Source organism: Bathymodiolus platifrons methanotrophic gill symbiont (genome assembly GCF_002189065.1).
Taxonomy (GTDB): domain Bacteria; phylum Pseudomonadota; class Gammaproteobacteria; order Methylococcales; family Methylomonadaceae; genus Methyloprofundus.
The window spans coordinates 26,552-38,015 of record NZ_BDMN01000110.1; the positions used below are offsets into that span (position 1 = coordinate 26,552).

Genomic DNA, 11,464 nt, shown 5'->3' on the forward strand with positions numbered 1-11,464 from the left:
AACTAAAGTCCGCTCTACATTTTGACACTCAGGCGCTTAGCGCCCCAGTCACCAGGTTTTGCTGCAAAATGTCCCGCGCATTGCGTACCGCAGGCTGCACACGCCCCTGATTCTGTTAAATTCCAGTCAGATAGTTGATACCAGTCGCGGCCTATTAGTAAATGCCCGCAGGCATGACAATAGGTACTATCGGCCGCCTTGTCATGAACGTTACCAACATAGGCATAATGCACGCCGTTTTTTAAAGCAATCTCTCGTGCCATTAATAATGAAGAGACAGGGGTAGATGGCTTATCCTGCATTTTCCAGTCCGGATGAAAGGCGGTAAAGTGCATAGGTACATCACTGCCTAGGTTTTCTACCACCCACTGAGTCATTTGCTCTAACTCTTCAGTGGAATCATTTTCACCAGGAATGATAAGTGTTGTTAGTTCTAGCCAGACCGATGTTTCATGTTGCAAATAAAGCAGAGTATCCAATACTGGCGCTAAATGAGAACCTGTTAATTTACGATAAAAATTCTCGGTAAAAGCTTTTAAATCAATATTTGCCGCATCCATGTGCTGATAAAATTCAGCTCTGGGCTCGGGACATACATAACCTGCAGAAACAGAAACTGATTTGATGCCTAATTCTCGACAGGCAATCGCTGTATCGATGGCATATTCGTGAAAAATCACCGGGTCATTATAGGTGTAGGCGACACTTAAGCAATCGAGCTCAGAGGCTTTTTTGGCTATCTTTTCAGGTCCGGCAATACTCATTAATGAGTCCATTTCGCGTGACTTACTGATATCCCAGTTTTGACAGAATTTACAGGCCAGATTACAGCCCGCTGTGCCAAAAGAAAAGACTGATGAGCCAGGGTAAAAATGGTTTAATGGTTTTTTTTCAATCGGATCAATAGCAAAGCCACTAGAACGACCATAACTGGTTAAGACGACTTTCTTATCCTAATTTTTGCGCACAAAGCATAAGCCTCGTTGGTCAGAATGTAATTTACAAAATCGGGGGCATAAATCGCATTGTATACGGCCATCGCCAAGGTCATGCCAATAGCGAGTGGCAACAATTGATTCAGAGTTTTCTCTTGTATGCATAACAAACCTCATTAATTAAGAACCTGCGATATCTACTAATCTGAAAGGATGCGTATCACATGCTTGCTGGGCCAACTGAGTATGCAATAAAAGCCTTGTGCACGTCTATTCGGCCTAAAAAATTAAACTATTTATTGGATAGAAACTTGTAATTTAACATTAATAGGCTTATATAGAGAATTAAAACATTTTTCTCATAACAGGAAATAATATGCCAAATATACGCCCACCTGCAGTCGCTGGCTCGTTTTATCCTGATAACCCGAACACACTAGCGTCGATGATTGAAAGCTACCTGGAGCAGGCTGAGCCAGTAGACAAAGCTCCAAAGGCTATGATCGTACCTCATGCAGGTTATATTTATTCAGGTGCTTGTGCTGCGACGGCTTATGCCCGCTTACAACCCGGGCGTAGTCATATTAAGCGTGTGATTTTATTAGGCCCATCACATAAAATTGGCTTTACAGGGCTTGCTCTTTCTCATGCAGAGGCTTTCAGAACCCCATTGGGGAATATTCCTCTGGATACAAATGCGATTGCATCTCTAGCTAAGCTCCCCTTTGTCGAATATCTGGAACAGGCACATGAGTTTGAGCATAGCCTAGAAGTGCAACTGCCTTTTTTACAAATGGTTTTAGATGCATTTTATCTGATTCCTATTGTCGTAGGTGATTGCCCAGCTGAACAGATAGAGCAATTACTAGAACTATTTTATGGTACAGAGGGTACTTTAATCGTTATTAGTTCGGATCTTAGTCATTTTCATGATTATGCCACTGCGCAACGCTTAGATAGGGAAACCAGTGACAAAATTGAACGACTTGATTATCTACATTTAAATTACGATAGCGCCTGTGGGCGAGTACCTGTGAGCGGGCTACTCTCTCTGGCCCAAAAAAAATCCTTGCAGATTGAAACCATTGATCTTAGGAATTCAGGTGATACTGCTGGAGATAAAAGCCGTGTTGTGGGGTATGGTGCTTATGTTATTAACTAGCAATCAACAACAATTAATGCGCATAGCTAAAGACTCAATTGCCTATGGATTGGAGCATGGCATTGCGGTACCCATTAACTACAAAGAGTTTGTAGCGGAATTACAAGCACAGCGCGCAACATTTGTTACTCTGGAAATTAAGCATCAATTGCGTGGTTGTATTGGCATGTTAGAGGCTATACGTCCCTTAATTGTTGATGTGGCCGAAAACGCTTTTGCAGCTGCATTTCGTGACCCTCGGTTCCCGCCGGTAACCACAGCTGAATATAGCCAATTAGAAATTCACCTTTCCATTCTAAGTGCGGCGGAGCCAATGAGTTTTTATTCAGAAGAAGACTTGGTTCGGCAATTACGCCCTGGAGTAGATGGATTGATTATGCAAGAAGGTGGGCATCGAGGCACATTTCTGCCTTCTGTGTGGGAATCATTAGCTGAGCCCGGAGACTTTTTACTACACTTGAAGCAAAAGTCTGGTCTGGCAAGTGATTATTGGTCTGACTCACTGAAGGTTTCGCGTTATGAATGCGAATATATTTCTGAAACTTAAATTATGACAGGGTGGAATAGCGTATGCTCTCCACATGAAGGGTGTACGAAGGTTGGGGATGTTTTTTTGTTTCGGGTGTGTGTGCCGGAAAACGCTCACGCTATTCCGGCCTACGGTCTGTTTTATTACTTTGCGTATGCAGCAGTGAACAGTATTGGTTTATTAACTGCGACTAGTTGACTGTTGTCCATAATAGCCTGTTGTGCCTGTGCGTGTAATTGATTGTCAGCAAACACTTGCGTTGTTCTCGCTGGAATGGCGAGTGCTCGCTTAAAATAAGCTACCGCTTCTTTTTGTCGCCCTTGCATAACCAGGAAGTCACCATAGAAATAGTTTGCATCAATAGTATTAGGGTTAATTACAAGAGCTTTTTTTAGCATTTTCTGTGCTTTATCGTTATCCCCATAAGCGATAGGCCAGCTGGGAACCATATAATAAAGTGACCCTAGGGTAACAAATGCCGCGCCTTCTGAGGCATTTGGGTCTAATTCTATTGCCTGCAATAAAAGGTCTCGAGCCTGATGAATTGCGCTTAATGCCTTGAGTGGACTAATATTTTCAGCGTTAGATGCGACAATAATCGCTTGCTGGATAATTAATTCTGCTTTATTCGGGTATTGTGCCTGTACGCTCTTAAGGTTGGCAAGTAATTGCTTATATGCCCCTGGCTGTTGCTCTTTTGCAACACTGTAATGAATATGAGCCCATTGGAACTCTATTTTTTGCACAGCAAGCTCTAATTCATTAGCCTTTACAAGAACGGGCATTGAATTTAGCGCAAGCAGAATAAGTAGGGTAGATATCTGTTTCATACGCTAAATATAGTTGCTAATTCACTTTTTTGCAACATTTGTTGCAAAAAATATACAACTACCAGCGAGTATAAGGGTGTTTTGCTAATTGATTATTGTAATAGCGAACATCTTCCGTGACCTCCTGACCTACCCAGTCTAATTTCTCAAATATCTCATTTACAGCAGATAGCTCTATTTCAGCGACGATCAAGCCTTGATTTTCGCCTGAAAATTCATCAATTTCCCAAGTATGTTGCTTAACTACAACAAGATGCCTTGTTTTTTCCACTAGCGGCTTATGGCATAAGGTATTGAGTAATTCATGGGCATCTTCAGCCGGTATATCGTATTCATATTCCTGACGCTGGGCACCTATCGTGGCACTTTTAATATTTATCTTGGCACTATCATCACTCACTCGGACTCTGACAGAGCTATGCTTGTCGCTATTCAAATAACCTTGCCGGTAACGTGTGGATTTTGATACCTGGGTTCGCCAATTATCATTGGCCAGTAAAAACTTACGTTCTATTTCTATTGCCATAACTTTTTATTTATATCCATTCGGGTTTGCACTTTGCCAGCGCCAGGTGTCAGTAACCATATCATCCAGGTTTTTTTCTGTTTGCCAGTTAAGTTCGCGTAAAGCTAAACTGGAGTCAGCGTAATTCTCTGCAATATCGCCTGCGCGACGTTCAACAATTTTATATTTAATCGTCTTTCCAGTTATGCGCTCAAATGCAGAAACAATTTCCAGCACGCTATAGCCTTTTCCAGCGCCTAGATTATAGGCTCTACAACCTGAGGAATTGTTTAAAGCTTGTAATGCCTGTATATGGCCTTTAACTAAATCAACGACATGAATATAATCACGCACACCCGTGCCATCAATAGTAGGGTAATCACCACCAAATACAGATAGTTGATCCAGCTTGCCAACAGCAACTTGTGATACATAAGGAACCAGATTATTTGGAATCCCATTGGGATCTTCGCCGATCAAACCACTTTTATGCGCACCAATTGGATTAAAATAACGCAATAAAATAATGTTCCAGGGATTGCTATAATTAGATAAATCATCAGCGATGGGCAGGTCTTTGAGAATATCTTCGACCATTGCTTTTGACTTACCATAAGGATTTGTCGCACCAAATACGGGTAAGTCCTCAGTATATTTAACGCTATCAGGCTCACCGTAAACGGTTGCAGAGGAGCTGAAAATGATTTTTTTAATGCCAAATTGTTGCATCATTTCTGTTAACACTAGCGTGCCATAAACATTATTTTGATAGTATCTTATTGGTTGAGCACAGGACTCACCGACTGCCTTCAAGCCTGCAAAATGTAGCACGGCATAAATTTCATGCTGGTTAAAAATGTCGTTTAATGCCTGTTTGTCGCGAATATCAGCCTGAACAAAGCACAGTGATTTACCGGTGATTTTTTCAACCCGCGCCAAAGACTCAGGCTTGCTATTAGATAAATTGTCGATGACGATAACATCATAGCCTGCTTCTAATAACTCTATACAGGCATGGCTTCCAATATATCCTGCGCCACCAGTTACCAAAATTTTCTCTGCACTCATTTTCATTAATCCTTGGTCCAACTATTTTTCGTACGGCCCTACCGATTTAAGTAAGCTGTATCTTTCTTAGCGTTTAATAAGCATAGGCATCTTTTAATAACAGTCCGTGCTGATCTTTCCCTGAAAGCTGGGGTTCACCATCAAAATGCCAATCGATATTGATCGCTGGGTCATCCCAGGCAATGCAGCGTTCATATTCAGGGGCATAATAATCTGTGGTTTTATACAAAAAATCTGCACTTTCACTTAATACTACAAAGCCATGAGCAAATCCTGCTGGAACCCAAAGTTGACGGTGACTGTCTTCATTAAGTTCTACGCCTTCCCACTGGCCAAAAGTTGGAGATGACTGACGAATATCAACAGCTACATCAAAGACTGAGCCACGCGTGACTCGTACTAGCTTACCCTGAGGTTGTTGAATCTGATAATGCAGGCCACGTAATACACCTTTAGCAGAGCGGCTATGATTATCCTGGACAAATTGTAGATCTAGGCCGGTTGCTTCATTAAAGGCTTGCTGATTAAAACTTTCGAAGAAAAAGCCACGACTATCACCAAAGACTTTTGGTTCCAGGATCATGACATCAGGAATATTGGTCGGGATAGCTTTCATAAAACACCGTCGTCATTGAGTAATTGCATCAAGTATTGGCCGTAGCCACTTTTTATTAAGGGTTGTGCAAGCTGTTGTACATCATCTGCGTTGATAAAACCATTACGATAGGCAATCTCTTCAGGGCAGGCAACTTTTAAGCCTTGACGTCGCTCTACCGTTTCAATAAACATACTCGCTTCGTTCATGCTTTCATGTGTTCCCGTATCTAACCAGGCGAAACCGCGCCCCATATTCTCAACATTCAACTGATTTTGTTGTAAATAGACTTTATTTACATCAGTTATTTCCAGTTCACCACGTGCAGAGGGTTTTAAATTACTAGCAATATCGACGACCTGGTTATCATAGAAGTACAAGCCGGTAATGGCATAATTACTTTGCGGATGAGTGGGTTTTTCTTCTATTGATGTAGCTTTGCCCTGTTTATCGAAACCTACTACACCGTATCGTTCTGGGTCCTGTACATGATAGGCAAAAACGGTGGCACCCTTATCTTGGTTTGAGGCGTGATCAAGCAATTTAACTAAGTCATGTCCATAAAAAATATTATCACCTAGTACCAATGCAGAAGGGCTATTACCTATAAAGCTTTTGCCGATGGTAAAGGCTTGAGCCAATCCATCCGGACTGGGTTGTACCGCATATTGAAGGTTAAGCCCCCAGTCACTACCGTCACCTAGTAACTGCTCAAAGCGTGGTGTGTCCTGAGGTGTACTGATAATTAATATATCCCGAATCCCTGCTAACATTAAGGTGCTTAGCGGGTAATAAATCATTGGTTTATCGTAAATAGGCAGTAATTGTTTCGATACTACCTTAGTTACAGGGTATAAACGCGTGCCAGAGCCTCCAGCAAGAATAATTCCTTTACGTTGAGTCATATTATTTCTCTAAAAATTCAGTCAGCATTCTTGCTACGCCGGATTGCCACTTAGGGAGGGTTAAAGCAAAATTTGTTTGTAGTTTACTAGTATTTAGCCGTGAGTTATTAGGCCGCTTGGCCGGAGTTGGGAATGCACTAGTTGGAACGGGAGAAATAGCTTCAACTACCGTGTTTAAATTTTGTCCCATTTTTTGCGCGTAGTCTATAACAAAGCTTGCATACCCATGCCATGAGGTTTCTCCAGCTGCGACAAGATGATATAGACCACTTAGTTCAGGACTAAGCTGTGCTGTACGAATAGCATGAGCTGTGACATCCGCTAACAAGTCAGCCCCTGTTGGTGCGCCAATTTGATCATTAATAACAGTTAGGCTATCTCGCTCTTTTGCAAGACGAAGCATGGTTTTAGCAAAATTATTACCTCGAGCCCCATAAACCCAGCTGGTGCGAAAGATAAGGTGGTTACAGCCTGATGCCTGAATCGCTTGTTCACCAGCAAACTTAGTTGCTCCATAGACACTCAAAGGGCCAGTTACATCCGTTTCTTGCCATGCAACTGTGCCATCGCCAGCAAAAACATAATCTGTTGAATAATGTACCAGCCAGGCATTAAGTAGTTTTGTCTCTTGCGCCAAAACAGCGACAGCATCTGCATTAATCGTTTGCGCTAATTCTTTTTCACTCTCTGCTTTATCAACGGCAGTATAAGCAGCGGCATTAACAATGATATTGGGTTTAATTTGTCGAACAGTATCCGCTAAACCCGATAGGTCAGTGAAATTGGCACAATAATCTTGACTAGTACTATCCAGAGCGATTACTTCACCTAGTGGTGCCAAGCTACGCTGAAGTTCCCAGCCTACCTGGCCGTTTTTGCCTAATAAGAGTATTTTCACTAGCTACGCTCCTGGTAGTTTTTTTCTACCCAGTCACGATAAGCACCAGATTGTACATTGGCCACCCAGTCTTGATTATCCAGATACCACTGCACTGTTTTGCGTATCCCTGTATCGAAAGTTTCTACTGGTTTCCAGTCTAGTTCACGCTCAATTTTCCGAGCATCAATAGCATAGCGGCGATCATGCCCCAAACGATCTGTAACAAAGGAAATTGGCTCGGCGTAGCCCTGTTTATCAGCTCGGGGGCGTAGTTCATCCAATAAGCTGCAAACCGTATGCACTATTTCTAAATTAGGCTTTTCATTCCAGCCACCTACATTATAAGTTTCTCCTGATGTACCCGCTGCCAATACTCGACGAATGGCACTACAATGGTCTTTTACATAAAGCCAGTCACGTATTTGCTGACCATCTCCATAAACAGGAAGCGATTTACCCGCTAAAGCATTAACAATTATCAGTGGAATCAGCTTTTCAGGGAAATGATACGGGCCATAGTTATTCGAGCAGTTCGTTGTTAATACAGGTAATCCATAAGTATGGTGATAGGAATGGACCAAATGGTCACTGGCTGCTTTACTTGCTGAATAAGGGCTATTCGGTTCGTATTGGTGTGTTTCAGTGAATGCTGGCTCGTCCTTTGCTAAAGAACCATAAACTTCATCAGTGGAGACATGTAGCAAACGAAAATTTTGTTTGCTATTTCCGTCCAGTTTATTCCAGTAAGCACGAATGGCTTCTAGTAAATGAAATGTACCGACAACATTAGTTTGTATAAAAGCTTCAGGGCCGTGTATAGAGCGATCAACATGGGATTCTGCCGCAAAATTAATCACAGCACGTGGCTGATGTTTTTCTAGTAATTCACTAATTAAACTGGCATCACCAATATCTCCCTGAACAAAGATATGCCGATTATCTCCCTGTAAAGAAGACAGGCTTTCCAGGTTTCCTGCATAGGTGAGTTTGTCTATATTGACGATAGATTCATCATTTTCGGCGAGCCAATCGAGGACAAAGTTAGCACCAATAAATCCTGCTCCGCCTGTTACAAAAATCATACTTTAAGTCCCTGGTTACTTTATTTGCCACTACTCTTGAAGTTTAATAAGAAAAATTCAGAGAGGCCATTTTCTGACCGAAAATTGTAGCATATTTTAACTCTCCTTTTATAAAGGAAGGGAGTTACTGAGTTAGTTTAGAACTTGAAAAAATAGCTGCTGATGACTCGCGCTGTAACCAATTGATTCCTATGCATTTCAGAGGGTGTGCTCACTTAATCTAGAAAGTAGCTAATAATTATAAAGCAATGATTTATGCCAGCAATGCTAAAAATACGTGCAACTATTTTTTTGTTTCAAGTAGAGGTGCAATTATTATCTTGCCTATCAAATTGAATTGTATTGCTTATCTACCCTTTCAATGCCAACATAAGAAACTCTTTGCAATATATTTTTCCAGGTTCAGATAACCTGAACTCGCGGTAGTTACTTGATACTATTTTATACATCGTCATTCCGGCAGAGCCTGCCCCAAGCGAAGGCTGGGGGAAGCCGGAATCCAGTCACATGAATGTGAACGATGCCATCCATGGCACTGGATACTCGCTTCCCTGCGGGTATGACGGGTGATTGGTACATTATGTAACTTGGTTTTGACGCATGAAACTGTGCATTATGGTCTCACTATATTATCTTGATAATTTCCATAAGGCTTTGATTTTATTATGCTGAGATCAGGTGCTCTGAGGTTAAATATAGAGGACTTTAGGCTGTTTTTATCTCTGTACTCATATCTTTCCAAAATTTACCGAGGCAATAAGTGTTAAAAAATAACTTTGCATTTAGATCACGTTTAACCATCGCAATTCATGATGCTTTGATGGTGGCATGTGCCTGGCTACTTGCTTTCTGGATTCGCTTTGATTTAGATCTGATTCCTAGTGAATATCTTACTAATGCCCTTCGTTACTTGCCTTATGTCATTATTAGCCAATCGATTATTTTCTGGTACTTGGGTTTATATAAAGGTGTCTGGCGCTTTTCCTCGTTACCTGATTTAATCAGAATTTTTAAGGCTGTCTTTTTCGGTGTATTTTTTATTGCCGGTAGTCTTTTTGTCTATAACCGCCTGGCTTTTATGCCACGCTCGGTATTACCACTGTATACCAGTTTTTTATTACTATTTTTAAGCATTCCCCGTTTGTTTTATCGCTATTATAAAGACTGGGTAAAGCACGAAGCTGCAGCGCAGCGAGCACTAATCATAGGTGCAGGAGCAGCAGGAGAAATGTTAGCTAGAGACTTATTGCAAGATGAGGTCTCTTTATTACCTATTGCCTTTGTTGATGATGATAAAGCAAAAAAAGGGCGTTCAATACGCGGCTTACAGGTATTTTTTGATACTAATCTGGTGGCTGAATATACCGCTAAACTGAATGTTGATATTATTCTAATAGCGATTCCATCGGCATCAGATATAGAGATGCGTGGCATGATCGAGGCTTGTGAACGAGCTCATGTTCCTTTTAAAACTCTGCCATCTGTTAAAGAGTTACTCTCAAATACTGTTTCTAAAGGTAATTTAAGAAATGTAGCCATTGATGATATTTTAGGGCGTGAGCCTGTTAATTTAAACTGGGCACAAATTAAATCCAGCCTGTCGGGTAAGAAAATTTTAGTTACTGGAGGCGGCGGTTCAATTGGTTCCGAGCTTTGTCGTCAACTTGCCCAGGTTGCACCCGAATCAATCATTATTTATGAGCATTCTGAATTTAACCTGTATCAAATACATTCAACATTACGTAGAAGCTTTCCTGATTTAAAACTTAGTGCAATTTTAGGGGATGTCGTCGATAGAGCTGCTGTAGAAGACCTTATTCGCAATGAAAAACCTGAGGTTATTTTTCATGCTGCAGCTTATAAGCATGTGCCTTTATTAGAGCAACAGGTTTTAGCTGCAGTCACTAATAATTTAATAGGCACAAAAAATGTTGCTGAAGTGGCGCTGGCAGAAAAAGTTGAGCGTTTTGTTTTAATATCTACTGATAAAGCCGTTAATCCTAGTAATATTATGGGGGCAACTAAACGCGCCGCAGAAATCTTGTGTCAAAACCTAAATACCTTAGCAAAACACACATCATTTATAACCGTCCGTTTTGGTAATGTACTAGATTCGGCAGGTAGTGTTGTCCCCTTATTTAGAGAGCAAATTAAAATGGGTGGGCCTGTCACTGTTACGCACCCCGATGTAAGCCGTTTTTTTATGACTATCCCCGAAGCCTGTCGGCTGATTATGAATGCAGAAGCTGTGGGGGCTGGTGGCGAAATATATGTATTGGATATGGGGCAGGCAATAAAAATTAGCTATCTGGCTGAGCAAATGATTCAGTTAAGTGGCTTAAGTGTAGGTTCGGATATTAAAATCGAATATATCGGCTTGCGTGCTGGAGAAAAATTACATGAAGAATTATTTCATGAACAGGAGCAATTATTAGGTACCGGGTTTGAAAAACTCTTTTTAGCAAAAGCCAGGCGCTATGAACAAGATGTCTGGGAGAAACAAATGGAAAATTTACTGGTGGCTTGTAAAAACCGCGACTCTGTAGATATTCAGGCACAATTAAAACAATTAGTACCCGAGTTTAATAATGTAGATGAGCAGGAGTACTAGCTGTTAACTACTTTCAGTGGCCTCTACTCCACATTTAGCCAAAAATTAAGAGTTTTACAGTATACCTTGCTATAGAGATTGTGAAAGTATTCTATTTTTTACCTTCCCCCTTGAAAAAGAGGATTAAGGGGCAGGCGCGCCATGCTACCTCACAACATTCTGGGACTCCTGTCACCAACATTCATTCGCCTACGCAGCGAATGGGAGATGCCCTGGTCGCCCTGCGTCCGTCTCAACTACGCACAAAACCCTGCTCCGTTAAGACTACCTCAAATGGCTGGACGGCTTTCGGAATGCAATTCTTGCCTCCCTCGCGCGCTACTAGCGCACTTCGGATCAGCGAATTGCCCTGTCGCCTACCA

At 41.5% G+C, this 11,464-nt stretch carries 11 protein-coding genes and 1 pseudogene; 4 read left to right on the plus strand and 8 right to left on the minus strand.

Annotation, left to right across the window (positions count from 1 at the left end; translation table 11 throughout):
- Positions 1-14 precede the first annotated feature (14 nt).
- Positions 15-1,100, minus strand: a pseudogene (amrS, locus tag CDZ78_RS06910) (AmmeMemoRadiSam system radical SAM enzyme).
- Positions 1,101-1,311: 211 nt separating this feature from the next.
- Here amrS and amrB point away from each other — a divergent pair.
- Positions 1,312-2,097: an AmmeMemoRadiSam system protein B gene (gene amrB / locus CDZ78_RS06915; RefSeq protein ID WP_087869347.1), complete on the plus strand. Its 786-nt coding sequence runs from the start codon at positions 1,312-1,314 to the stop codon at positions 2,095-2,097.
- Positions 2,084-2,644 (plus strand): AmmeMemoRadiSam system protein A, encoded by a 561-nt coding sequence (gene amrA, locus CDZ78_RS06920; protein ID WP_230990851.1) that lies wholly within the window; start codon positions 2,084-2,086, stop codon positions 2,642-2,644. Before amrB ends, amrA begins: the two co-directional genes overlap by 14 nt.
- Positions 2,645-2,769: 125 nt before the next feature.
- On the opposite strand, the gene CDZ78_RS06925 is transcribed toward amrA, so the two are convergent.
- The 7 genes from CDZ78_RS06925 to rfbB form a co-directional block, all read right to left on the minus strand.
- Positions 2,770-3,456, minus strand: coding sequence for a tetratricopeptide repeat protein (locus CDZ78_RS06925; RefSeq protein ID WP_087869349.1), 687 nt, complete (start codon positions 3,454-3,456; stop codon positions 2,770-2,772).
- 58 nt (positions 3,457-3,514) lie between these two features.
- Positions 3,515-3,982 (minus strand): CYTH domain-containing protein, encoded by a 468-nt coding sequence (locus CDZ78_RS06930; RefSeq protein WP_087869350.1) that lies wholly within the window; start codon positions 3,980-3,982, stop codon positions 3,515-3,517.
- A gap of 6 nt (positions 3,983-3,988) precedes the next feature.
- The gene (gene galE / locus CDZ78_RS06935) at positions 3,989-5,029 is read right to left on the minus strand and encodes a UDP-glucose 4-epimerase GalE (RefSeq protein WP_087869351.1); all 1,041 of its coding nucleotides are present in this window, start codon (positions 5,027-5,029) and stop codon (positions 3,989-3,991) included.
- Between the two features lie 73 nt (positions 5,030-5,102).
- Entirely contained in the window at positions 5,103-5,645 is a 543-nt protein-coding gene (gene rfbC, locus CDZ78_RS06940) for a dTDP-4-dehydrorhamnose 3,5-epimerase (RefSeq protein ID WP_087869352.1), read from the minus strand.
- Positions 5,642-6,529 carry a glucose-1-phosphate thymidylyltransferase RfbA gene (gene rfbA, locus CDZ78_RS06945; RefSeq protein ID WP_087869353.1) on the minus strand — a complete coding sequence of 296 codons (888 nt, stop codon included), beginning with the start codon at positions 6,527-6,529 and terminating at the stop codon, positions 5,642-5,644. Before rfbA ends, rfbC begins: the two co-directional genes overlap by 4 nt.
- A 1-nt stretch (position 6,530) precedes the next feature.
- A complete protein-coding gene (rfbD, locus tag CDZ78_RS06950) occupies positions 6,531-7,427 on the minus strand; it encodes a dTDP-4-dehydrorhamnose reductase (protein ID WP_087869354.1) in 897 nt (298 codons plus the stop codon).
- Positions 7,427-8,491: a dTDP-glucose 4,6-dehydratase gene (gene rfbB / locus CDZ78_RS06955; RefSeq protein ID WP_087869355.1), complete on the minus strand. Its 1,065-nt coding sequence runs from the start codon at positions 8,489-8,491 to the stop codon at positions 7,427-7,429. The genes rfbD and rfbB overlap by 1 nt, the downstream gene beginning before the upstream one ends.
- A gap of 760 nt (positions 8,492-9,251) precedes the next feature.
- On the opposite strand from rfbB, the gene CDZ78_RS06960 reads away from it, so the two are divergent.
- Positions 9,252-11,102, plus strand: coding sequence for a polysaccharide biosynthesis protein (locus tag CDZ78_RS06960; RefSeq protein WP_244559177.1), 1,851 nt, complete (start codon positions 9,252-9,254; stop codon positions 11,100-11,102).
- 110 nt (positions 11,103-11,212) lie between these two features.
- Positions 11,213-11,464: hypothetical protein (locus tag CDZ78_RS22675; protein ID WP_211200760.1), on the plus strand; the 252-nt coding region annotated here is incomplete at its 3' end.

Bases quoted from the DNA above. Each gene is read 5' to 3' on its own strand.
- amrB (WP_087869347.1), top strand. From the start codon at position 1,312: ATGCCAAATATACGCCCACCTGCAGTCGCTGGCTCGTTTTATCCTGAT.
- amrA (WP_230990851.1), top strand. From the start codon at position 2,084: ATGTTATTAACTAGCAATCAACAACAATTAATGCGCATAGCTAAAGAC.
- CDZ78_RS06925 (WP_087869349.1), bottom strand. From the start codon at position 3,456: ATGAAACAGATATCTACCCTACTTATTCTGCTTGCGCTAAATTCAATG.
- CDZ78_RS06930 (WP_087869350.1), bottom strand. From the start codon at position 3,982: ATGGCAATAGAAATAGAACGTAAGTTTTTACTGGCCAATGATAATTGG.
- galE (WP_087869351.1), bottom strand. From the start codon at position 5,029: ATGAGTGCAGAGAAAATTTTGGTAACTGGTGGCGCAGGATATATTGGA.
- rfbC (WP_087869352.1), bottom strand. From the start codon at position 5,645: ATGAAAGCTATCCCGACCAATATTCCTGATGTCATGATCCTGGAACCA.
- rfbA (WP_087869353.1), bottom strand. From the start codon at position 6,529: ATGACTCAACGTAAAGGAATTATTCTTGCTGGAGGCTCTGGCACGCGT.
- rfbB (WP_087869355.1), bottom strand. From the start codon at position 8,491: ATGATTTTTGTAACAGGCGGAGCAGGATTTATTGGTGCTAACTTTGTC.